Below are 22,435 nucleotides of genomic sequence, written 5' to 3' on the forward strand. Positions count from 1 at the left end.
CAGGGCGCCGATAGGCGCCGGTGTGATCTAGCGGGAAGCTGGTGGATTACTCTGGCCTCACTTCCCGACAAGCCCACTCAACCAACCCTCTACAAGCCAGAAACAACATCCACAACCCCCTCATCCAGATGCTTCTCCGGCTCCGCTGCCACCCGGCAGCGGTCTGCCGCATGCAGCACCTCCAGCACCGTCAGCGCGCCCACCATCGCGCGCTCGCTCTTCGCCAGGCTCACGCGGCGGCCGGGTGACACATCGTTCTCCGGCCAAGGCAGCCCATCGGCTCCCTCACCTGCGCGAATGCGCGTGAGGATGCCGAGCAGAGAGTTCAGGTCGGGCAGGGGAGTGTCGTCGTTGATGGGTTCAACAACGGTGTACGAAGAGAAGGTGTCGGATTTCTTCATGGCGTCGGCTTCCGTGGCTGTACTTAACAGCGCCACCGTGAAGAAGGTGGCGGACGATGCGTGGCTGCGAACCGGAAGAAGCGATGTCATAAGACCGGCGGGCCCGAGGGCCCCCACGCACCGCCCGCCATACAGGCCTACGGATTGCCCGTCGGCACCGCTTGGGGACGGTGCCGACGGGCAAGCGCAAACTACAGACATCGCTTTCATCGGGTTTGCAGACCCGGCCACCCGTTGTCGGTGGCGCGCCATGGTGTTTACGCGGTCGCTCCGAATACCAATTGAAATTCGCGAAGAGATCGCAGAATTCGAGAGCGGGAATCTATTGTGGCACGCACCATTCGTGCCGTAGGCCTCACGAACCGACGCATTCGCGCAGACGCGCTGCTGATCGCGAACAAGAGCGTCGCAATCGCCCATGCCTTCAGGGGATAGCGCGACAGCCGCCTTTACAACAATTCGTATTCCGAACCGGGCAGCAACGCCGCCCGATCAGTCCGACCGGCGGAAAAACGGTCCAAAGCCGACACCGCAGGAAGGCAGCAGAAACCTCAACCCACGCCGTCCTCAACCACCGCCGTATTCCCTACCAGCAACTCAATCATCGCCCTTGCCGCAGCCGACTGCCGCCGATGCGGCGCATAAATCACCGAGAAGGGCCTTGATCGCCCCCGCAACTGCGGCAGCACCTCCACCAGCTCCCCACGCAACAACCGCTCGCGCACGATGAACTCATAACTCTGGCAAATCCCAATCCTCTGTTTGGCCAGCGAAACCACGCCCAGCACATCGTCAGAAGTCTCAATCGACGAACGCGGCAGCCAATCCACATCCCGCCCGCCATCCCGAAACACCCACGGCGCCAGCCGCCCGGTCCGCGGCATCACAAACGGTAGGCACAGGTGCTGCTCCAAGTCTTCCAGCCTCTGCGGCGTACCCCGGCGCTCCAGGTACGCCGGCGAAGCCACCAGCACCAGCGACGCATCTTCAAGCTTCCGCCCCACCAGCCCACTGTCCGGTAGCTGCCCCAGACGAATAGCCAAGTCGAAGCCCTCAGCCACCAGATCCACATTGCGGTTGGTGATGTTCAGTTCCACCTGCACCTGCGGGTACTGCTGCGCAAAGCGCGCCAGCACGGGCGGCAGCCGGTAGTGGCCATAGGTGGTCGGCACGCTCAGGCGCACGCGGCCGGCCAGCGCGCCGTCCTGACCCTGCACGTCGCGCTCGGCGTCGTCCAGCAGGCCGAAGGCGGTGCGCACCTGTTCCAGATAGAGCCGCCCGGCGTCCGTCAGGCCCACGCGGCGGGTGGTCCGCTGCAGCAGCTGCCGGCCCAGCCGCGCTTCCAGGCGGGTGACCGCGCGGCTCAGCACCGAGGGCGTGGTGGACAGCGCCACGGCGCCGGCCGTGAATGAGCCGTGCTCAACCACCGCCAGGAACACCTCCACATCACCCAGGTAGTCGAACTTGCGGCTCATTTGGCTCTCCCGGGAACAGATCTTTTGCGAAGAGGCCAATTTATCGCCGCTGCAGCGATGAATAAAGTGGCCGCCATTCCCAGAGGAGCTACCCATGAACCTGATGACCCGGCTGGCCGCAGCGCTGGCCCTGACCCTGGCCGCCACCGGTGCCCATTCCGCCAACGTGCTGGTGGTGCTGTCCGACGAGAACCACCTGGACTTGAAGGACGGCAAGGCGCTGTCCACCGGCTTCTATCTCAACGAGCTGATGCAGCCGGTCAAGCTGCTGCTGGACGCGGGCCACGAGGTGACCTTCGCCACGCCGCTGGGGCGGGCGCCGACGGTGGATGCGTCCTCGGTGACGCCGGCGTACTTCGGCAACGATGCCGCGCAGTTGAAGCTGCACAAAGACCTGCTGGAGAAACTGGCGCTGACCTCGGCAACCGCCTCGCCGGTGGTCAGCCTGGCGCGTGTCGAGCAGCAGGGCTACGCGCGCTTCGATGCGGTGTATATCCCCGGTGGCCACGCGCCGATGCAGGATCTGCTGAAGAGCCCGGCGCTGGGCCGCTTGCTGGCCGACTTCCACCAGCGCAACAAGACCACCGCGCTGGTCTGCCACGGGCCGATCGCGCTGCTGTCCACCCTGCCGGATGCCAACGGTTTCGTAGCGAAGCTGGAAGCGGGTGGCATGCCGACCGCTCCGAAGTGGATCTACAGCGGCTACCAGATGACGGTGATCAGCAACCAGGAAGAGGAGCAAGCCAAGCCGATGCTGGGCGGCGGTGAAATGAAGTTCTACCCGCAGACCGCGTTGCAGCGGGCGGGTGCGAAGTTCAGCAGCAACACCACGCCGTGGACCGGCCATGTGGTGGTGGATCGCGAGCTGATCACCGGGCAGAATCCGGCGTCGGCGCTGGAAGTGGGGCAGCGGTTGGTTGAGCGGTTGAAGTAAGGCGGCTTTTCCATCGCATGTGGCGCCGTGGCACTATGACGCGCCCGCTTCGTCCGTCGTACGAGGCCGGCGCGCGTGTCGTAGATCAATCGCCCCACGCGACTGGATGGTCGCTAATACTGAATGTTGATCCAGGAGTTCTGTTTGCCGAGCACACTGGTAGTTGTTGTGAAAGCCGTGGCCGTCGCTGCCCTCGCGGCACTTCCGTTGGTGACCATTTGGTTGATTCATCGGCGCGCGTCACTGAACGCCCGTTCTGCGCTGGGATCAGGGCTGCGCTTGAATTCCCCTCGCCGGATCTCCGGTACATCCATGACCTTGGTGATGGTCGATGGGAAAGAGGATCGCGAGCACTACTTCTTCGATACAGAGACCTTTTACATGCAGCGTGGACCGGTGCCTACGGTTGTTCCGCTGGCGCAGATCACCTCAGTCACCCGAACCTCCGATGTCATCTACGGGCGCTATGTCTGGCAGGTGTGCTTCAGCAAGGCGGCGGGCAGAAAGTGCGTGACGTTCACCAACAACCTGACGCTGTTCAACCGCGACTTCCTGCTTTTCCTGGAGGCGGTGCGGAAAGCCAACCCTCTGGCGACCGTTGATCGGGCGGGCGTGCGGTTCTAGCCGCGGGTCGACGCGGGCGAGCATCCACGCGTGGCGTGGATCTACACTTGGGCATCCGTCCTAAGGAATTTCCCCATGTTTTCTGGAAAGGTCGCGGTAGTTACCGGCTCTACCAGCGGTATCGGTCTTGGCATTGCCACGGCGCTGGCGCGGCAGGGGGCCGACATCGTGCTGAATGGCTTCGGTGACGCGCAGGACATCGAACGCGTCCGATCCAGCCTGGAGACCGAGTTCGGTGTACGGGTGGCACATGACGGCGCCGACCTTTCGCGTGGCGAAGCGGTGCGGGAGATGATCGCTCGTACCGTTGCCACCATGGGGCGCGTCGACATCCTGGTGAACAACGCGGGTATTCAGCACACCGCCTCGATCGAGGAATTCCCCGTCGAGAAGTGGGATGCAATCCTGGCGCTGAATCTGTCGGCGGTGTTCCATGCGACGGCGGCGGCGTTGCCGCACATGAAGCAGCGGGGATGGGGCCGCATCATCAACATCGCATCGGCGCACGGCTTGGTAGGTTCGGTGAACAAGTCGGCCTATGTGGCGGCCAAACATGGCGTGGTCGGGTTTACCAAGGTGACAGGGTTGGAGAACGCTGGCACGGGCATCACGGCCAATGCCATCTGCCCGGGCTGGGTGCGGACCCCGCTGGTTGAAAAGCAGATCACTGCGTTGGCGGAGCGGGAAGGAACGGACCAGGAATCCGCCGCGCGTGAGCTGTTGGCCGAGAAGCAGCCGTCGTTGCAGTTCGTGACGCCGGAGCAGCTCGGGGAGATGGTGGTGTTTCTGGCATCGGACGCCGCCGCGCAGATCACGGGCACGGCGCTTCCGATGGATGGCGGTTGGACTGCGCGCTAGGCGCGGCTGCACCGGACGTTTGATTTTCCGCCGGGCATGGCCCGGCGCTACCGGGCGGGGTGGTGATAACGCGGGGCCGTGCCCCGCGAGCGCGCAGCGCGGTGGTTTGGTTTCCCGCCGGGCATGGCCCGGCGCTACCGGGCGGGGTGGTGGTAGCGCGGGGCCGTGCCCCGCGAGCGCGCAGCGCGGCGGTTTTGATTTTCCGCCGGGCATGGCCCGGCGCTACCGGGGCGGGTGCGCGGTGGTGGCGCGGGGCGCGGCGAGATCAGGCCGGTCTGACTTCCCTGCACACCAGTTCGGCCAGCTCGCGACACGCGAAGAACAAGCCCTCAACCACGCCCTCATCCAGATGCCGGCGGGGCGTGGCCATGGTCTTGCAGCGGTTGGCGGCATGCAGCATCTCCACCGCAGTGAGGATGCCCGTGGCCGCGCGGTCGATGCGCGCGAGGGACTGACGTCGGCCGTCGGACAGGTTTTCCTCCGGCCAGAGCATTCCGTCGGAGCCTTCGCCATCGCGGATGCGGGTGAGGCAGCCCTGGAAGGTGCTGAGATCGGAGGTGGGGTTTTCGTCATCGGTGACGGTGCCAACAGCATGGAGTGGCGGGTTCTTGCGAGTGGTCATGGCAGTAGCTTCCGTGGCTGTGCTTAGCAGCGCCACCGCGCGAAAGCGGGGTGGCGGACGGTGCGTGGCTGCAAACCGGGACGCATGAGTGCCATTGACCGGTGGGTACGAATACCCCCACGCACCGCCCGCCATATAGGCCGACGGATTGCCCGCCGGTACCGGTTTCCGGGCGGTACCGGCGGGCAAGCGCATACAACAGGCACATCAATGCATCGCGGGTTTGCAGACCCGGCCACTCGTTTTCAGTGGCGCGCCATGTTGTCTACGCCTGCACGTTCGGTTCAATGAGAAAAATCCGAAGATTTCGGATGAATCGAGCGCGAGCCAGGAATTGTTGCATGCAACTCAGATGGCACATGCGACAAGAGAAGACGCTAGCTCGCCGCTTCAGTGGCAGAGACGACGCCGGATGACGTAAGCGGCTCGCGAGGGCAAGCGGCGTGTGACGTTTTGCGCTTACGAATAGTTGTATGGAACATTTCAACTGATTGCTTGGATAGCGAATTGCAAAGGCGAACGTGACGCATCCGGCCGGTTTGGCGTGCCTGATGCGTCATGCGGCCGCTGCGCTCGCCGGGCATGGCCCGGCGCTACCAGTGGGTTGGTCGGGTGCGGCCAATCAACCCTTACAGATTCGCATCCAGGAACGCGCGGATCACCGGGCCAATCTCGTGCACGTGGCTTTCCAACGCGAAGTGCCCGGTGTCGTAGAAACGCACCTCCGCCTTCGGCAGATCGCGCTTGAACGCCTCGGCACCGGCCGGAATGAAGATCGCATCGTTGCGCCCCCACACCGCCAGCAGCGGCGGCTTGCGGTCGCGGAAGTACTTCTGCAGCTGCGGGTACATCACCACGTTGGTGCGGTAATCCAGCATCAGATCCAGCTGGATATCGAGGTTGCCCGGGCGCGCCAGGCGCTCGTTGTCCAGCGTGTAGGTTTCCGGCGCGATGCGCATCGCATCCGGCGCGCCATGGGTGTACTGCCACTGGATGCTTTCCGGGGTAAACATGCCGCGCAGCGCATCGCGGTTGGCCGCGGTCGGTGCGCTCCAATAGCGCTTGATCGGCTCCCACAGCTCGCCCAGGCCTTCTTCATAGGCGTTGCCGTTCTGCGAAACGATGGCAGTGATGCGTTCCGGGTGTTTGGTGGCCAGGCGCCAGCCGACCGGTGCGCCGTAGTCGAACACCTGGATGGCGTAGCGGTCGATGCCCACCACTTCAGTGAAACGGTCGATGGTGTTGGCCAGGTTGGCGAAGGTGTAGGCGTACTTATCGTGCGGCGGCGCTTCGGTGAAGCCGAAGCCAGGCAGGTCCGGGGCGATCACGTGGTAGCGGTCGGCCAGCATCGGGATCAGTTCGCGGTACATGAAGGACGAGGAGGGCAGGCCGTGCAGCAACAGCACGGTGGGCGCCTTGGGGTCGCCGGCTTCGCGGTAGAACACGCGCACGTCGTCCACCTGGGCATAGTGGAAGGTGACGGCCGGCGCGGCGGCGTGGGCGGAGGCAACGGCGAGGGCACCGGCAAGGCCGGCTGCCAGACGGGCAGGGGTGTTCATGGTGTGGGCTCCTCAGGCGACCTGCTGGAACGGGTGGCTGCTGCCGCGCGAGATCTTGCCCTGGTCGAACAGGCGCAGGATCGGGAAGTCGACGTCGTTGCGGCCGACCTTCCACAGGTAGTTGGTGATGAAGTTCAGCGCCAAGTGGCCGAACACTTCCACGATGTCCTCATCGCCCCACCCGGCGGCGCGCACGGCCTGCAGTTCTTCATCGGTCACGTCGCCCTTGTGGCGCACCAGCAGCAGCACGAAGTCGAGCAGGGCCTGTTCCTTCGGGTCGGTGGACTTGCCGTGGCGGGCCAGCTCGATGTCTTCCTCGGTGAGCTTCTGCAGCTTGGCGATGGCGGCCAGCAGGGAGATGCAGTACTCGCAGCCGTTTTCTTCGCCGATGGCCAGGCCGATCTTGCGGGCCAGCTGCTTGCTGAAGCGGCCGTCGGTGAGGTTCTGGAACAGCGCCAGATAGCTGTTCATGGTGGCCGGGGAGTTGGCCAGCGCGGTCATGATGATGGGCAGCTTGCCGAACTTGGCCTTGGTCTGCTCCAGCAGCGGCTGCTGGGCCGGGGTGGCGGTTTCGGGGGTGACGAGGGCGAGACGGGACATGGGTGGTTCCTTGAGCGGTTGGAATGAAATGTACCGAACGGTCGGTACGGGATGAATTGAATCCGAACGATCGGTCCACGTCAAGCTTGAACTGGACCGAACGGTCGGTTATCGTTCAGGCAGGAGGTGACCCATGCCCCAGGTCAGGAAAATCGATGACGCGGCCCTGCTGGACCGCTTGGCGCTGACGTTCAAGGACGTCGGCTATGAAGGTGCGTCGCTGGCGGTGATTGCCGAGGCGACGGGCCTGAAGAAATCCAGCCTTTACCACCGCTTCCCGAACGGGAAGGAGGAGATGGCGCAGGAAGTGCTGGCCCAGGTAGGGCGCGTGCTGGATGCGGAGATCTTCCCGGTTCTGGCCGGCGATGCGCCGGTGGCGGACAAGCTGGCGCGTTTTGTTTCGGCGATGGACGCGATGTATGACCACGGCCGGCAGTCGTGCCTGTTGAACATGCTCTCGCCGCCGCGTGGTGTGCAGAACGGCTGTGGCGATGCGATTGCCTCGACGTTCCACCGGCTGCAGGAGGCGCTGGCGGGTGTGGCGCGGCAGCACGGTGTGGGTGACGAGGAAGCCGAGCTGCTGGCCGAGCAGATGCTGGTGGAGCTGCACGGCGCGCTGGTGGTGGCACGCGGGATGGATGCGCCGGCGGTGTTTTCGCGGGCGATTGCGCGGTTGCCGAGGATCATTCTGGACGCGGTGTGATCCGCCGGGCATGGCCCGGCGCTACCGGGGCGGTGCTCTCACCCGTTGCTGCGGCTGCGCTGTTGAATGCGCGCAATATCCTTGGCTGGCGGGTGCCCGAACGCGCGCGCGTACTCTCGGCTGAACTGGGTGGGGCTTTCGTAGCCCACAGTGTGCGCGGCGCGGATGACGCTGCAGCCGGAGGCCAACAGATGCGTGCGTGCCTGCAGCAGGCGCACCTGTTTCTGGTACTGCACCGGGCTGAGTGAGGTCACTGCCTTGAAGTGGCGGTGGAAGGCGGAAACGCTCATGGCCGCATCGGCGGCCAGTTCTTCCACCCGCCAACTGCGGGCATAGTCGCGACGAATCGCTTGAATGGCGTGGTTGACCCGCGCCAGTGCGCTGTCGGGGCTGGCGATATCGCGCAGCATCCAGCCCATCGGGCCCTGCAGCACGCGGTACAGGATCTCGCGTTCGTACGCCGGGGCCAGGGCGGCAATGTCGGCGGGGTGTTTCATCAGGCGCAGCAGGCGGGCCCAGGCGTCCAATAGTTGCGGCGTGACGGCGGCGACCGAAAAGCCCCTGGTCTGCGGGTTCGTCGCGGGTTCGGCAAGGTCGTTCAGCAGGGTGGCAAGCAGCACGGGGTCCAGGCTGAGCGCCACCGCAAGGTAGGGCGCACCCGCAGGACTGCTGCGCACGACGCCCGCAGCGGGCAGGTCCACGGACATCACGAAGTAGGTAGCAGGGTCGTAGTGCAACGTCTGCGCGCCCACCGTCATCGATTTGCTGCCTTGCAGGATGAGGTTGACCATCGGCTCATACACCGCCGCCAACTCATGTTCCGGCACGGCGCCCTGCACCATGGAGACCCGCGGAATGCCGGTTTCCGTGCGGCGGTTCTGGGCATGCGCGGTCAGGGCGCGCAATTCTTCAAGCAGGCTATCCATGGGGGGCATTGGACGCCGGGGGCCGGGCCGGTGCAAGCGGCGAAGCAGGATTGGGCAGGAATAGGCGAGGAATGGGGCGGCCACGCGCACGCCGGGTGCCTATCGTGAGCACTGTCCTGAACACGGAGCATCCATGTCCATCACCCTCATTACCGGCGGCAGCCGCGGTATTGGCGCCAGCATTGCCCTGGCCTGCGCGCGTCGCGGCCACGGTGTCATCCTCACCTACCAGCAGAATGTCGAGGCTGCCGACGCGGTGGTGCGGCAGATTGCCAATGCTGGGGGCAAAGCCATTGCGCTGCCGCTGGATGTCGGCCGGGTGCAGAGCTTTGCAGGCTTCCGTGCAGACGTGGAGCGCGTGCTGGCATCGGAATGGCCTGCGGGGCAGCTGTCCGGCCTGGTCAACAATGCCGGCCACGGGCTGTTCAATCCGATTGCCACGGTGAGCGAAGCCCAGTTCGATGGGCTGTTCAACGTCCACCTGAAAGGGCCGTTCTTCCTGACCCAGGCGCTGCTTCCACTCCTGGCGCCGCAGGCAGCCATCGTCAACATCACCAGTGCAACGACGCGGGTGGCGACGGTGGGGGTGGCACCCTACGCGTCGTTCAAGGGCGGGCTTGAGGTGCTGACGCGTTACATGGCCAAGGAGTTCGGACCGCAGGGTATCCGCGTGAATTCCGTATCGCCGGGCCCGATCCGGACGGAGCTCGGGGGCGGCCTGGATGCAGCGTTCGAAACGGCGCTGGCATCGCAGACGGCGCTGGGGCGTGTAGGCGAGCCTGACGAGGTGGGCAGCGTCGTGGCCTCACTGCTGTCTTCGGACAGTGGATGGGTAACGGCGCAGAACATTGAAGTGTCCGGCGGCTATGTCATCTGACCACCACGAAGGAGCTGATTGATGTTGGACCATCTGTTTTTGACGGTTGCCGATACCACGCGTGCTGTGGCGTTCTACGCGCGGGTGCTGCCGGTACTGGGTATTGATCGACGCCTTGATTACGACGGCAGCCAAGGGCCGCCGGGGCACCCGGATCTGAAGGGCTTTGGTGCTGACGGCCGGGTGTTCTTCTGGCTGCGGCAGGGCCAGCCGGCGCCAGAGGCTGTGCACGTTGGCTTCGCCGCCACGTCAACCGCGAAGGTGGATGCTGCGTTTGCCGCCGCACTGGATGCCGGAGCGACGGTCATCCATCCGCCTGGCGCACAGCATCACTATGACCCGCGCTATTACGCTGCACAGGTGCGCGACCTGGACGGTTACAGCCTCGAATTCGTGCATAAACCCTGGCAACACGGAGCCTGACGGCCATGCGTGGATCGAGGGATGGCCTGCAACAGGCGGCCCATGCGCTTGTGGCGGCGGCCAACGCGTTTGACGTCGATACAGCACTGTCCTTGTTTGCGGACGATGCGGTGATTGATGACCCGTCTACGGGTGAGCGCTTCGAGGGGGTGGCCGGTGTGCGTGAGTATATCGAGCGCTATTTCGTGGAGTACCACACAGTGACCCGGATTCTGTCGGTGGAGCCCGATGCGCGTGCACAGGCGTGCGTTCGCGTGGATTTCAAAGGTGACTTCGGCCACGAGACGGGGCGCCTGGTAATAGCGCTGGACGCGGCGGGGCGCATCCGTCGCATCGATGCGGATCTGGATTGAACTTCCACCGAACGAGCCCTTGCCTGGGAGATGGTCATGAGCCTGCTGGATCACGTTGAATTTGCAGTAAGCAATGCGGATACGTCGCGAGCGTTCTACGCCAGAGCGTTGGCGCCGCTGGGCATGGTGCATCTGGTGCACGTGCAGACTGCTGCAGGCGGCGACCGCCATGGTTTCGGCCGCGAGGGTTATCCCTGCCTGTGGTTCCATGACCAGGATGCGCCTGGGCACGGCACGCATATCGCCTTTGCGGCTGCAACGAGGGCGCAGGTGGACGCCTTTCATCGGGCGGCGTTGGCTGCGGGGGGCATGGACAACGGGACGCCTGGTGTTCGTGAGCGCTACCACCCGGGCTACTACGCGGCCTACGTGCTGGATCCGGATGGGGTGAACGTGGAGGTGGTGTGCCAGTAGGGTGATGCGCTCGCCGGGCCCATGCTCGGCTGCGACAAACTCTGCCAGCCATGGGCTGGCACTACTGAAGTGGGGCGCGCTGCCTGTAAGCTGGCCCCACCCCTGGCGGCGTTGCTGATCCCATGGACCTGATCCGACTGCTTCGATCGCTTGAGGAGTTCCTCTACGAGCTGGTGGGCTGGCTGGTGTTCTACCCGCGCACGCTGTGGCGGGTGCTGGTGCGGCCCGGGGAGGTGGCGCGTTACACGCGGCGCGAATTCGCCAAGGATCCGGAACACCGCTTTGCCGATGCGATCAGCCCGGTGCTGATGCTGATCCTGTCGGTGGTGCTGGCGCATGCGCTGGAAATGGCGATGCGCACGGCGCCGCTGTCCCTGTCCGGGCCGCTGGGCAAGCTGCTGTTCTCGAGTGAGCAGGGCCTGCTGCTGACGCGCTCGGCGGTGTTCTGCATCTTTGCGCTGGGCGCGGCGTTGAGTACGTTGTGGCGGCAGCGCCTGCCGATCAACCGCGACACCCTGCGCGAGCCGTTTTCCATCCAGGCGTTCCTGGCGTGCCCGTTCGTGCTGCTGCTGGCGGTTTCGCAGGCGGTGGGTGGGGAAGCGAAAGGCTGGGGCGCGGCCATCGGGGTGGCGGCCGTGGCGTGGTACCTGTGGGCGCGCACGCGCACCTTCGTGGCGTTGAGTGACGTGGGGTATCTGCCTGCGGCAGGGTTCGTGCTGGCGTCGTTCCTGCTGACCTCGGCGCTGGTGTTGGCGCTGGGGTTTGCGATTGTGATGTAGGCGGTGTCCGCCGGGCCATCCCCGGCGGCGCGATCAGGCGGCGATCAGCAACATCGGGTCGATCAGCGGAATCTCGCGCTTGTCGGGCATGGCGATGCTCTGGCTGCAGAACACATACCCCAGCGGGTTGTCGGCCCGCAGTTGCTTGCGTGGCACGCTTTCGATGTCGCCCACTTCATCCACGGCCAGGCCGATCACATCCATCCCGGCGCGCACCAGCGCCATGGCCGGGCAGGTGTAGGTAAACGGTGTCAGCCCGCTGAGGCGGCGCAGATCGACCACGCGCAGGGCGTTTTCGCGCACGGTCAGCGTGAGGCGTCCTTCGCTGCCGGGGCGGTCAAAGGTTTCCGGGCCGCGTATCTCGACGGTGGCCTGCACATCCACGGCAAACCACTGTTCACCGGCCCGTACGGCCAGGTATTCAAAGAAGGGACGCGACGGCGAGGCCGGTGATCCGGCCGAAGGAGAAGACGGCTGCAAAGGAGATCCAGTGGAAGGGGCAATGCTGCTGCGGCGCCATCATGCCGCCTTGGCAAGCTCAACAGTGTCAGCAAATGATGAACATTGAAAATCCTGTTCAGCCACTACTGGGCTCAGGCTGGAACGTACGGCACCGTCTGCAGCGCAGCCAGATCGGTGGCACTGACCGGGCGTGACAGTGCGAAGCCCTGGATTTCATCGCAGCCATACGCCTGCAGCAGGGCGACCTGCTCGAATGTTTCCGCCCCTTCGCCCACGGTGTTGTAACCCAGGCCATGGGCCAGGCCGATGACGGCCTGTACTTTCAGCTGTGCGCGGGTATCGGTGGGCAGGTCGTCGATCATCGACTTGTCCAGCTTGATCGTGTGGATGGGCAGTTCGGTGAGATAGCCGAAGTTGCTGTAGCCGCTGCCGAAATCATCGATCGCCACGCGCACGCCGGCCGCCGCCAGCTGCTTCAGTTGTTCGCCGGGCAAGGAATCGGCACGCAGCCATTCGCCCTCGGTGATCTCCACTTCCACATCGGTGCAGGACAGGCCCTTGCACAGCAGCGTGGCAATGAAGGCATCGGCCATGCCCTTGCGTGCGACGTCGCGCGCGGAGAGGTTGATGGACAGGGTGAGCGACAGGCCTTCGCGCCGCCACTGCGCCAACTGCGTGAACGCGTGGTCGAGCACCCAGGCAGTGACGCCATCCATCAGCGCGGTGCGTTCGAACACCGGAATGAACTCGGCAGGGCTGACCGCGCCCAGCTGCGGATGGTCCCAGCGCAGCAGTACTTCGGCCGAGACGGGGGTGAGGTCTTCGGCGCGGAAGCGGGGTTGATAGACCAGGTGGAACTGATCCTGCTGCAGCGCCTGCTGGCCGTCGGTGGCCAGCCGATAGCTGCGCTGCAGGCCTTCATCGCGCAGGGACGAATACCAGCAGCAGGTGACATGGCCGGCGAGCGCCGAATGCATGCCGATCATCATCTTGCGCAGCACATCGTCGGCACTGTCGCGGCCCAGCGTGGCCTCGCACAAGCCGGCATGGAACTGCGGTGCCAGCGGTACGGCGGCAGCCATGATCGGGCGGATGAGATCGTCATGCAGCAGGTGGACCAGACGCTCGATGGCATCGCGGTCGGGCAGTTCGATCACGAAGGCGAAGCGCGTGGCTTCCACGTGGTAGACCTGGGCCACGCCGTCCAGGGCCAGGTTGATGCGCACGCCGGCGCGGCGGATGAGCGCCTCCAGCGGCACCATGCCGAGCACCTGGCCGGCCTCGTTGGCCCGTGGCAGGTCGAGCACGTCGATCATCACGGCATAGCACGGTCGCCCGGGCGTGCGTACCGATCGCGCGGCGTAGTCGATGGCGAACTGGTGGCGGTTGGGCAGGCCACTGACCGGATCGCGACGGCCACTGAGCGTGCGCAGCTCCAGTTCGTTCATCACCGCCATGCCCAGTGTCTGCAGCTGGCGCCGATCATCGGCGGAGAACTGCCGGGGCACGCTGTCCATCACGCACAGCGCACCGATGGCCACGCCGTTGGCGGCGATGAGCGGGGTGCCCGCATAGAAGCGCAGGTGTGGCGGCCCGGCCACCAGTGGCAGGCTGGAAAAGCGTGGATCCAGGGCGAGATCGTTGATGACCAGGCCCGCGGTGGAGCCGATGGTGTGCGCGCAGATGGAATCGCGGATATGCGAACCGGCCGAGGTGAGGCCCTTGCGCGAGATCAGCCGCTGGCGGTCGACTTCGATGAGCGAGACGAAGGCCACCGGCGCGTGGAAGGTGCGTGCGGCCAGATCGGTGAGGCGATCCAGCGAGGCCCCGGCAACGTCATCCAGGACGTCCAGGCTGCCCAGCGTCGACATGCGTTCTTCGGTACGGGTCGGGGCCATGTGCTTTTTCCGGTTGAACGGGAGCGCGAGAGCCGGTCGGGGGTGCTGCAGGCAATGGGGTGTGATGGCAGGGTTGCAGGTACGCGGCGGCGATGCCGTGTAGATGCGGCCAACAGCGCGTCAAGACGGCGGTGGAGGCTGCTGGCTGCGCTTGCGGTAGAGCACGCTCTGGTTGCGGCCGCCGTGCTTGGCGCGGTACAGCGCCTTGTCGGCCTGGCGGATGGCCAGATCGGGGTTGGACTGGGTTTCCGGGTAATGGCTGACCCCGGCAGAAATCGTGACGTGCCCGACCTTGGCAAAGGCCTGCGCTTCGATGGCGGCGCGCAGGCGTTCGGCCACCTGCAGCGCGGTATCGGCGCTGACCTCGGGCAGCAGCACCAGGAATTCCTCGCCACCAAGACGGCACAGCACGTCCTGCGGGCGGGCATTGGCGCGCATGCTCTGGGCAACGCCGGCGATGACCTGGTCACCGGCGTCGTGGCCGTGGCGGTCGTTGACATCCTTGAAGTGGTCCACATCGAGGGTGATGACGCCGAACGGCATGCCGGAGGCGGTGAGGGCGCTGAGCGCGCGTTCCAGCCCGCGCCGGTTGAGCAGCTGGGTGAGGGGATCGGTGAGTGCGGCCAGGTTAAGCTTGCCGATGCGATCGCTGAGGTTGCGGAAACTGACCAGCACGGCCTGCTTCAGCTGGGCGGCCTCGAAGTACCAGGAATTGACCGCCTTGACCTGGGAAATGGCGGCGCCGACATCGCCTTCCTGCGCGTGCTGCGCGAGCTGCTGCAGTGGCGAGGCGATGCGGCGCGAGCACAGCCAGATCAGCAGTAGCGAGAGCAGGCCCAGCGGTGCGGCGTTGCGCAGCACGGTGGCGAACAGGCTGCCCATGGGCGCGGTGGCGGCATCGATGGGGCGCTGGGCGACGATGCCCCAGCCGGCAGCGGGCACCGGTGCGAAACCGGCCAGCATGTGCACGCCGCGGCTGTTGTGCGAATGCAGGGCACCGGCGCTTCCCTGGCTGAGCGCTTCGACGGCGGCGTTGCGGGTGGCGGGTTGGCCGACCCGGTCCGGTTCGGGGTGGTAGAGCAGGGTGCCGTCGCGGCTGACCACGTACAGGTACGAGCCATCCTCGTAGGGGTGCGTGCCGAGCAGGGAATGCAGGACGTTCGGGTCGCGCAGGTGGATGGAGGCGGTGATGTAGCCCGCGTAGCCGCCGTCGGCATCGAAGACCGGGTGGGAGAGGGTGACGACCAGGTTGCCGGTGTGGGCGATGAAGGGATCGCTGACCATCGGCAGCCGCTGCTGCAGCGCCTTGCGGTTGGCGGCGCTGGTGAGCGCCTTGCCCTGCAGTTCCGGCAAGGCGGGTGAGGTGCCGACCACCACGCCCTGGGCATCCACCGCGATGACGCTGTTGAAGGCATCGGTCTGCAGCTTGATGCGTTCCACTTCATCATCGTGTGCCGCCGGCTGGTCGAGCCCGCGGCTGAGGCGCTCGGCCCCGACCGCGAGCTGCTGCTGCGCGTTCAGCACGAAATGCTGGGTGGACTGGGCCAGCGAGTGCGCGTAGACCCGGTTGGCTTCCAGGCTCTTTTCGATGAGCTGCTGGCGCTGCACCTGGTAACTGGCCCACAGCGTGTTGCCCAGCATGACCAGCGCCGACAGCGTGGCAAGCGCGAGGATCAGCCGCTGCAGGTTCACCTGCCGGATCGATGCATTCACGCCTGCGCCTCCCTGGCGGCTGGTAGGGGCTCAGGTTACAACCGAGGGGGCAGGGGAACCGTGCGCGCGGTCTTCACGCGGCAGCCGATGGACCTGACCCCGTGCCGACCAACGGTCGGCACCCACCAATCGGTTCAACCATCCGTGCTGTGGCTCAGGGCTTCCCACTGGTCAATGCTGGCGCCCAGGTCCTGCAGCTTGCCGCGCACCAGCTGCACGGCATCGCTGCCCAGCAGCAGGTGGGCGGGGGGCGTGGGGCTGTCGATCAGCTGCAGCATGGCCTGCGCGGCCTTGGCCGGGTCGCCAAGCTGCTGGCCGCTCTTGGCTTCGCGCGCGCTGCGGATGGGGTCGAACAGCGCGTCGTAATCCTCGATGGCGCGGGGCGAGCGCACCATCGAGCGGCCGGCCCAATCAGTGCGGAAGGAACCGGGCGCGACGGCGGTGACATGGATGCCGAAACCGGCGATTTCCTTGGCCAGCACTTCGCTGATGCCTTCCAGCGCGAACTTGCTGCCGCAGTACCACGCAATGCCGGGCAGGGTGATGAAGCCGCCCATGGAGGTGATGTTGAGGATGTGGCCTCGGCGGCGCGCGCGCATGTGCGGCAGCACGGCCTTGATGAGTGCGGCAGGCCCGAACACGTTCACTTCGAACTGCTGGCGCAGCTCGGCGAGGGTCGACTCCTCCAGCACGCCCTCGTGGCCGTAGCCGGCATTGTTGACCAGCACGTCGATGGCGCCGATGTCGGCTTCGATGTGGGTGACCAGGGTCATGATGGCGTCGGCATCGGTGACCTCGAGCAGTCGGGCGAACGCGCGGCCCGGGGCGAGGGCTTCGAAGTCCTGACGGGCGGTTTCGTTGCGCACGGTGCCGACGACGCGATGGCCGGCCAGCAGGGCGTGCTCGGCCAGCGCACGGCCGAAACCGCTGCTGACGCCGGTGATGAGGAAGAGGCGGGACGTGGTCATGGGGGCGGCTCTCGGTTGGGAGCTTGCACGTTAGTGCTTGCACTACCAGCCTCCCAGGCCTAGGCTTCGGCCATTCTTGCCTATTCCTATGAGCTGCCCATGCTTTCTGCGGGACAGACGATGCAGGCGCGCATGGTGGGCCTGTTGGAGGCCCTCGCCACGGACGAGGGCTACACGCTGACGGCCCTGCCAGGCGTGCGCCTGCTGCGCTCGAACCGACCGCTGGCGCGGACGCCCGTGCTGTACGACCCGGGCATCGTGATCGTCTGCCAGGGCGTGAAGCGCGGTTACCTGGGCGGGCAGGTGTACCAGTACGACGCGCAGCACTACCTGGCAGTGTCGGTGCCGGTGCCGTTCACCATGGAAACCGAGGCGACGGCCGACGCGCCGCTGCTGGCGATCTACCTGCACCTGGACCTGCAGCTGGCCGCGGACCTGATGCTGGAGCTGGAGGCGCACGCGGCCCATGCCCCGGCATCGGCGCAGAGCATGATGGCCAGCCCGATGCAGGCGGCGATGCAGGCGACCGTGCTGCGCCTGCTGGAAGCGCTGGGCGATCCGCTGGAAGCGGTGGTGCTGGGCCCGGCACTGGTTCGAGAGCTGTATTTCCGTGTTCTGACCGGGGCGCAGGGCGGTGCGATGCGTGAGGCGCTGGCAATGCGCGGGCGCTTCGGGCGCATCGGCAAGGTGCTGCGGCATATCCATGCGGCCTACGCGACGGCGCTGGATGTGGAGGCGCTGGCCGTGGAGGCGGAGATGAGCGTGCCGACCTTCCACGACCATTTCCGTGCCATCACCGGTACCTCGCCGATGCAATACGTGAAGTCCACCCGGCTGCACCAGGCGCGGCTGCTGATGCTGCGGCAGGGCATGACCGCCGAGGCGGCCGCGTTGGGCGTGGGCTATGCCAGCCCGTCGCAGTTCAATCGCGAGTTCAAGCGCCTGTTCGGGCTGCCACCGGCGGCCGAGGTGGCGCGGATGCGGCGCAGCTTTGCGCTGCCGCCGGCGCCGGCGGACGCGGTGTATGTTTCATCGCATTGACGGCGGGCGATTGTGGCGATTGTTGGTCACGCCATCCGCACGGGCGGCTGGTTAATGTGGCGCACGCTTTTCAAACGACTTCGGCGCAGGATCCTGTGCCACGCTTTCCTCATTCCCGGAAGTACCCATGTCTGCCCTGCCTCTGCATGCGCTGGCCTATCAAAGCACCTTGTCGTGCGCGCTGGGCGCCGATTCGATCGACGAACTGCTCATCGATGCCATGGCGCGCAACCAGGCGCTGTCCGTCACCGGCATCCTGCTGTTTGATGGACACCGGTTCTTCCAGTACCTGGAAGGCCCGGAAGAAGCCATCTACCAGGTGTTCAGCCGCATAGAGGCCGCCACCCGGCACGGCAACGTGGTGGTGCAGTTTGACCAGGCGGTCAGCGAGCGCTACTTCCGCACGTGGTCGATGGTCTGCCGCAGCGTGGACGTGTCAGCCCTGCATGCCATTGCCGCCGGCAAGTGGAAGCGTCACTTCCCCACAGTGCGCGACGATCGTCGTGCGGTGCCCGGGCTGGGGCCGCTGGTGGATTTCTGGGAGCTGCCTCACGCGTAAGCGTGCTCACCCGGGCATGACGGGGTGCCCGGCTAGTGTGGCTGAACTCTCAGGGGGCAAATGATGGAAGAGTCAAACGGCGGTATGGTGCGCTGGCTGAGTTTCCGCCTGCGCAATGGTCAATCGATCGGCCCCGGCCGCCTGCGTGAAGCGTGGAGCTGGGCGTGCCAGTCACCGCGTTCGGGCGTCCGCCGCGAGCAGTTGGGCGAAGAGCATTGGGTCTACGCCCTGTATGGACCGGAGTTGATTACCTGCCCGCGCACGGCTGAGCAGCGCATGCGTAGCTTCCTGTTGGACGCGGGCTATGTTTTCACGATGGGCTCGCTGGGGCGGCGCGAGGTCGTCTGAAGTCCGGTATCCGCAGATAAAATCCCCTCAACCTGCCACCCCGCCCAGCGCGGGGAAGTGCGGGCGCAGCAGCGCGGCCAGCAGGCCCATGCCCGGGCTGGCGATGGCAGCGCGTTGGCCGAATTCGTCCCACTGCGCATTGACCAGGCCGGACACCACGGTCTGCCCGGTTTCGACCCGGGTCATCGCCCAATAGGGCACGGCGCGCGTCTGTATGCTCGCATCCAGCACCTGCACGATGGCGTGGTGCGAGCGGCTTTCATGGATGCGGCGCATGACGGTATCCAGCCCGTCCGGTGGCCCTTCGAGGTACTGGAAGAACTGCGGCCCACTGATCAGCAATGCGCCAGTGACGCCCGCAACGCGGTTGAATGAGGCCGACTGGGAGATGATGCTGCGGATCTTTTCGTCGGAAAGACCAGCCGACATATGGCTGGAATAGGCAAACGCACGGAGCATGGAAGGGGTTCTTATGTGACGCGCGTCACTATACGGGGCGCTACTGCCGGGGCTGTGAGGCTTTGTTCACACCCTGAGCGGCTTGGTCACCCATGAGCCTGCGTTGACAGCACCTCCGGCCCGGATGCCGTAGATTGGCGTGGACAGTCTCACTTTCTGCAGCGGGCGGGATGCCCCTGGGGTGCTGCGACTCCCGCTTTCCACCAGGAATTGAAGTGCAACCCCATTTCACTGTGTTTCCCCGTGCAGCCGGCGCTGCGGCTGAGCGTGTGCGCGACCACGACTGGTCGGCGACGCCTCTTGGCCCTGTCGCCCAGTGGCCCGCTTCGCTGCGCTGTGCGGTGGAACTGATGCTCAATTCCCCCGAGAGCATGTACCTGGTCTGGGGGCCTGAACTGATCTTCCTGTTCAACGACGCCTACGCGCCGATCCTCGGGCCGCGCCTGGACCACGCGATGGGCGCGCCGCTGCGCAGCCTGTGGGCCGATGCCTGGCCTGCGGTGCGTGAGCCGATCGAGCGGGCCTTCGCCGGGCAGGGCTCGCGCTTTGAAAATGTGCCGGTGGCGATGAACCGCTACGGTGCGCCGGAAGATACCTGGTGGACGTTTTCGTTTTCCCCGCTTCATGGCGAGGATGAGCAGGTAGCGGGTGCCTTCTGCGTGACCAAGGAAGTCACCGGGATGGTGGCGGCCCAGGATCGGCTGGCGCGCGAGAACGAGCGGCTGATCGCGCTGTTCGAGAAGTCCCCGCTGTTCATGGCATTCCTGGCCGGGCCGGAGCACCGGGTCGAGCTGGTCAACCCGGGATACGCCAGCCTGATCGGTCACCGCGAGGTGCTTGGCCGGCCCATCGTGGAGGCGTTGCCGGAAGTGCTGGACCAGGGCTATCTGCATCTTCTGGATGAGGTCTACCGCACGGGTGAGCCATACATCGGCCGCAAGGTGGCCTATGACAGTGGCATCGCGCAGGCTGGCAGTGGCCCGTGCCATATCGTCGATGTGGTGTTCCAGCCGTGCAAGGACGACGCGGGTCGGGTCAACGGCATTTTCGTGCAGGGCCTGGACCTGACGCCGCAGGTGGCATTGGAACGGCATCTTTCGCTGACCGAGGCGCGGCACCGGCAGATCATGGACAGTGCCCGCGACTACGCGATCATCGCCTTCGACATGGACGGCCTGGTGACGCTGTGGAACCGCGGTGCCGAGGAAATTCTTGGCTGGCACGAAAGCCAGGTGCTGGGCCAGCATGGTGAAGTGCTGTACCTGGACGATGACCGGCAGGCCGGGCGCTTCCGCCACAACATGGAGCAGGCGCTGCAGAAGGGCGGATTGAGTGGCGAGCGCTGGCTGCGCCGGCGCGACGGTGGCCGCTTCTGGGCGCACGGCTCGATGACGGTGCTGCGTGGCCACGAGGGAGAAGCGGTGGGCTATGTCGTGGTGTTCCGCGACCGCACGGCCGAGCGGCACGCTTCCGAAGCGCTGGTGCAGAGCGAGCGACGCCTGGGGGCGCTGGTTTCTGCGGCGACCCAGTCGTTGTACTCCATTTCCGCAGACTGGCAGCAGGTGGACCTGATCTATGGCCAGGGCGAGGCGATAGACCTGCACGACACATCAGGCGCCTGGCGCGAGCGCTTGATCCATCCTGGCGATCGGGAAGCTGTGGACGCTGCCATTGAAGCTGCGCGTGATACGGGATCGGCGCTGGAAGTTGAGCACCGCACCCTGCTGGATGATGGCGCGGTGCGCTGGCTGCAGATGCGTGCGGTGCCATTGCTGGATGAGCAGGGGCGGGTGAAGGAGTGGTTCGGGGCCGCGGCCGACATTACGGATCGTCGTATCGCGCAGCAGCGGTTGCAGCAGCTGACCCTGACTCTGGAAGAACGAGTACAGGCACGCACGGCCGAACTGATGGCCATGGAAGAGCGCCTGCGCCAAAGCCAGAAGATGGAATCGCTGGGCCAGCTGACCGGCGGTATCGCGCACGACTTCAACAACATGCTGACTGCTGTTTCGATGGGCCTGGAGCTGCTGGAGCTGCGGGTTGGCCAGGGGCGCACGGAGGGTCTGGAGCGCTATCTCGAGATGGCCCGCGGTGGCGCCGATCGGGCCGCCGCGCTGACCCAACGCCTGCTGGCGTTCTCGCGACGACAGACTCTGGCCCCGTCCTCCGTGCAGGTTTCGTCGCTGGTGAGCGGCATGCTGGACATCCTCAGCCGCTCCATCGGGCCCTCGATCGAAATCGAAACGCGGTTGCAGGATGGGGGTGACGACGTGCTGGTGGATGCACCGCAGTTGGAGAACGCCCTGCTCAATCTGTGCATCAATGCCCGCGACGCCATGCCGGAAGGTGGAAGGCTGGTCATCTCCACTGAGATCGAGGCGCTGGTGGGACCGCGCAGTGAAGCGCTTGGATTGCCCGCAGGAACCTATGTGCGCCTGTCCGTATGCGATACCGGCACGGGCATGGATGCGAGCGTGCTGGACAAAGTGTTCGAGCCGTTCTTCACCACCAAGCCGATCGGGCAGGGCACCGGGCTGGGCCTGTCGATGATCTATGGGTTCACCCGGCAATCGGGCGGACAGGTGGACGTCGAGTCGACGCCAGGGCAGGGGACCACCATTCACCTGTTTCTGCCGCAGTTCAATGGCCCGCCGACAGCCGATGTCCTGCCGGTGCGCGACACTACGAGCGCGCCAGTGATGTCGGGTCGCGCGGTGTTGCTTGTCGAAGACGAGGCATCCATTCGTGCCCTGGTGCGGGATGTCCTGTGCACCCAGGGCCATCGCGTGACCGAAGCCGCCAATGGCAGCGAGGCGCTGGCGCTGCTGGCGACGGGGCAGCCCTTCGACCTGCTGGTGACCGATGTCGGCCTGACGGGCACCTTGAATGGCCGCCAGGTAGCTGACGCGGGGCGGCAGACGCGGCCGGCGTTGCCTGTGCTGTTCATTACCGGCTATGCCGCTTTTGCGGCGGTAGGGGGTGAACACCTTGAACAGGGGATGGAAATACTGACCAAGCCGTTCTCGGCTGCAGAACTCGAGCGCCGTGTGGACCGGCTGCTGGCAGGCGATCTCAGATCGTATTGTGCACCGACTGCAGAAGCTGCCGTAACGAAAATGGTTTGAGCAGAAGGGGAATGTCCTTGGGCACGGACTGCGGATCGCCTGCGCGCTGGCCTGCGTAACCGGTGACCAGGAGTACGCGCAGGGCGGGGTCCAGGGTCATCGCATGGCGTGCAAGCTCGCAGCCGTTCATGCCGGGCAAGCGGATATCGGAAATCAGCAGGTCGAACGACTCAGCTGCGGCAAGTGCATGGACCGCCTTCTCCGCATCGCAGACAGCGATGACCTCATACCCGCTTTCAGTGAGAACATCTTCGGTGAGTTCGCGGATGGCCGTATCGTCTTCGACGAGCAGGATGCGTTGTGTGGTCGACAGA

Annotated in this window: 24 protein-coding genes and 1 pseudogene; 13 read left to right on the top strand and 12 right to left on the bottom strand. The window is 65.6% G+C overall.

Annotated elements, in window-relative coordinates:
• Positions 1–46: 46 nt before the first annotated feature.
• Together C1927_RS09545 and C1927_RS09550 are read right to left on the bottom strand one after the other, a co-directional pair.
• A pseudogene (locus C1927_RS09545) lies at positions 47–401 on the bottom strand (hypothetical protein).
• Positions 402–952: 551 nt separating this feature from the next.
• Positions 953–1,876 (bottom strand): LysR family transcriptional regulator, encoded by a 924-nt coding sequence (locus tag C1927_RS09550; RefSeq protein WP_108746533.1) that lies wholly within the window; start codon positions 1,874–1,876, stop codon positions 953–955.
• 94 nt (positions 1,877–1,970) lie between these two features.
• Here C1927_RS09550 and C1927_RS09555 point away from each other — a divergent pair, with 94 nt between their 5' ends.
• The 3 genes from C1927_RS09555 (at position 1,971) to C1927_RS09565 (ending at position 4,292) form a co-directional block, all read left to right on the top strand.
• On the top strand, positions 1,971–2,810 hold the full coding sequence (locus C1927_RS09555; protein WP_108746534.1) for a type 1 glutamine amidotransferase domain-containing protein: 840 nt from the start codon (positions 1,971–1,973) through the stop codon (positions 2,808–2,810).
• Positions 2,811–2,933: 123 nt separating this feature from the next.
• Entirely contained in the window at positions 2,934–3,434 is a 501-nt protein-coding gene (locus C1927_RS21670) for a hypothetical protein (protein ID WP_254051565.1), read from the top strand.
• A gap of 75 nt (positions 3,435–3,509) precedes the next feature.
• A complete protein-coding gene (locus tag C1927_RS09565) occupies positions 3,510–4,292 on the top strand; it encodes a 3-hydroxybutyrate dehydrogenase (protein WP_108746536.1) in 783 nt (260 codons plus the stop codon).
• A gap of 265 nt (positions 4,293–4,557) precedes the next feature.
• Here the strand turns inward: C1927_RS09565 and C1927_RS09570 are convergent, their stop codons facing one another.
• The 3 genes from C1927_RS09570 to C1927_RS09580 form a co-directional block, all read right to left on the bottom strand.
• Positions 4,558–4,914 (bottom strand): hypothetical protein, encoded by a 357-nt coding sequence (locus tag C1927_RS09570; protein ID WP_108746537.1) that lies wholly within the window; start codon positions 4,912–4,914, stop codon positions 4,558–4,560.
• A 629-nt stretch (positions 4,915–5,543) separates the two neighbouring features.
• A complete protein-coding gene (locus C1927_RS09575; RefSeq protein ID WP_108746538.1) occupies positions 5,544–6,473 on the bottom strand; it encodes an alpha/beta hydrolase in 930 nt (309 codons plus the stop codon).
• 12 nt (positions 6,474–6,485) lie between these two features.
• A complete protein-coding gene (locus C1927_RS09580; protein WP_108746539.1) occupies positions 6,486–7,073 on the bottom strand; it encodes a carboxymuconolactone decarboxylase family protein in 588 nt (195 codons plus the stop codon).
• A gap of 133 nt (positions 7,074–7,206) precedes the next feature.
• On the opposite strand from C1927_RS09580, the gene C1927_RS09585 reads away from it, so the two are divergent.
• Positions 7,207–7,776 carry a TetR/AcrR family transcriptional regulator gene (locus C1927_RS09585; protein WP_108746540.1) on the top strand — a complete coding sequence of 190 codons (570 nt, stop codon included), beginning with the start codon at positions 7,207–7,209 and terminating at the stop codon, positions 7,774–7,776.
• A gap of 38 nt (positions 7,777–7,814) precedes the next feature.
• Here the strand turns inward: C1927_RS09585 and C1927_RS09590 are convergent, their stop codons facing one another.
• Positions 7,815–8,702 carry an AraC family transcriptional regulator gene (locus tag C1927_RS09590; RefSeq protein WP_254051566.1) on the bottom strand — a complete coding sequence of 296 codons (888 nt, stop codon included), beginning with the start codon at positions 8,700–8,702 and terminating at the stop codon, positions 7,815–7,817.
• 133 nt (positions 8,703–8,835) lie between these two features.
• Here C1927_RS09590 and C1927_RS09595 point away from each other — a divergent pair, with 133 nt between their 5' ends.
• The 5 genes from C1927_RS09595 to C1927_RS09615 all read left to right on the top strand — a co-directional run bounded on the left by C1927_RS09595 (position 8,836) and on the right by C1927_RS09615 (position 11,548).
• Complete coding sequence (locus C1927_RS09595) at positions 8,836–9,579, top strand: SDR family oxidoreductase (RefSeq protein ID WP_108746542.1); 744 nt, start codon at positions 8,836–8,838, stop codon at positions 9,577–9,579.
• Between the two features lie 21 nt (positions 9,580–9,600).
• Positions 9,601–10,002, top strand: a complete 402-nt coding sequence (locus tag C1927_RS09600; RefSeq protein ID WP_108746543.1) for a VOC family protein — start codon at positions 9,601–9,603, stop codon at positions 10,000–10,002.
• Positions 10,003–10,007: 5 nt separating this feature from the next.
• Positions 10,008–10,355, top strand: coding sequence for a nuclear transport factor 2 family protein (locus tag C1927_RS09605; RefSeq protein ID WP_108746544.1), 348 nt, complete (start codon positions 10,008–10,010; stop codon positions 10,353–10,355).
• 42 nt (positions 10,356–10,397) lie between these two features.
• On the top strand, positions 10,398–10,769 hold the full coding sequence (locus C1927_RS09610) for a VOC family protein (RefSeq protein ID WP_216821184.1): 372 nt from the start codon (positions 10,398–10,400) through the stop codon (positions 10,767–10,769).
• Positions 10,770–10,891: 122 nt separating this feature from the next.
• The gene (locus C1927_RS09615) at positions 10,892–11,548 is read left to right on the top strand and encodes a hypothetical protein (RefSeq protein WP_108746545.1); all 657 of its coding nucleotides are present in this window, start codon (positions 10,892–10,894) and stop codon (positions 11,546–11,548) included.
• A 33-nt stretch (positions 11,549–11,581) separates the two neighbouring features.
• On the opposite strand, the gene C1927_RS09620 is transcribed toward C1927_RS09615, so the two are convergent.
• The 4 genes from C1927_RS09620 to C1927_RS09635 all read right to left on the bottom strand — a co-directional run bounded on the left by C1927_RS09620 (position 11,582) and on the right by C1927_RS09635 (position 16,589).
• Positions 11,582–12,028, bottom strand: coding sequence for a chemotaxis protein CheW (locus tag C1927_RS09620; RefSeq protein WP_159095337.1), 447 nt, complete (start codon positions 12,026–12,028; stop codon positions 11,582–11,584).
• Positions 12,029–12,141: 113 nt separating this feature from the next.
• Positions 12,142–13,908 (bottom strand): sensor domain-containing phosphodiesterase, encoded by a 1,767-nt coding sequence (locus C1927_RS09625; RefSeq protein WP_237772038.1) that lies wholly within the window; start codon positions 13,906–13,908, stop codon positions 12,142–12,144.
• A 120-nt stretch (positions 13,909–14,028) separates the two neighbouring features.
• Positions 14,029–15,621 (bottom strand): sensor domain-containing diguanylate cyclase, encoded by a 1,593-nt coding sequence (locus tag C1927_RS09630; RefSeq protein ID WP_254051567.1) that lies wholly within the window; start codon positions 15,619–15,621, stop codon positions 14,029–14,031.
• Between the two features lie 134 nt (positions 15,622–15,755).
• Positions 15,756–16,589: an oxidoreductase gene (locus C1927_RS09635; RefSeq protein WP_108746547.1), complete on the bottom strand. Its 834-nt coding sequence runs from the start codon at positions 16,587–16,589 to the stop codon at positions 15,756–15,758.
• A gap of 99 nt (positions 16,590–16,688) precedes the next feature.
• Here C1927_RS09635 and C1927_RS09640 point away from each other — a divergent pair, with 99 nt between their 5' ends.
• The 3 genes from C1927_RS09640 to C1927_RS09650 all read left to right on the top strand — a co-directional run bounded on the left by C1927_RS09640 (position 16,689) and on the right by C1927_RS09650 (position 18,537).
• The gene (locus tag C1927_RS09640) at positions 16,689–17,630 is read left to right on the top strand and encodes an AraC family transcriptional regulator (protein ID WP_237772040.1); all 942 of its coding nucleotides are present in this window, start codon (positions 16,689–16,691) and stop codon (positions 17,628–17,630) included.
• Positions 17,631–17,757: 127 nt separating this feature from the next.
• A complete protein-coding gene (locus tag C1927_RS09645) occupies positions 17,758–18,189 on the top strand; it encodes a BLUF domain-containing protein (RefSeq protein WP_079221647.1) in 432 nt (143 codons plus the stop codon).
• A gap of 63 nt (positions 18,190–18,252) precedes the next feature.
• Entirely contained in the window at positions 18,253–18,537 is a 285-nt protein-coding gene (locus C1927_RS09650; RefSeq protein WP_079225196.1) for a hypothetical protein, read from the top strand.
• A 27-nt stretch (positions 18,538–18,564) separates the two neighbouring features.
• Here the strand turns inward: C1927_RS09650 and C1927_RS09655 are convergent, their stop codons facing one another.
• Complete coding sequence (locus C1927_RS09655; RefSeq protein WP_079221648.1) at positions 18,565–18,996, bottom strand: BLUF domain-containing protein; 432 nt, start codon at positions 18,994–18,996, stop codon at positions 18,565–18,567.
• A 350-nt stretch (positions 18,997–19,346) separates the two neighbouring features.
• Between C1927_RS09655 and C1927_RS09660 the strand changes: the two genes are divergently transcribed.
• On the top strand, positions 19,347–22,121 hold the full coding sequence (locus C1927_RS09660) for a PAS domain-containing protein (protein WP_254051568.1): 2,775 nt from the start codon (positions 19,347–19,349) through the stop codon (positions 22,119–22,121).
• On the opposite strand, the gene C1927_RS09665 is transcribed toward C1927_RS09660, so the two are convergent.
• Positions 22,069–22,413: a response regulator gene (locus C1927_RS09665; protein ID WP_079225198.1), complete on the bottom strand. Its 345-nt coding sequence runs from the start codon at positions 22,411–22,413 to the stop codon at positions 22,069–22,071. The genes C1927_RS09660 and C1927_RS09665 overlap by 53 nt on opposite strands.
• Positions 22,414–22,435: the final 22 nt, after the last annotated feature.

It is taken from the genome of Stenotrophomonas sp. ZAC14D1_NAIMI4_1, assembly GCF_003086775.1.
Classification (GTDB): domain Bacteria; phylum Pseudomonadota; class Gammaproteobacteria; order Xanthomonadales; family Xanthomonadaceae; genus Stenotrophomonas.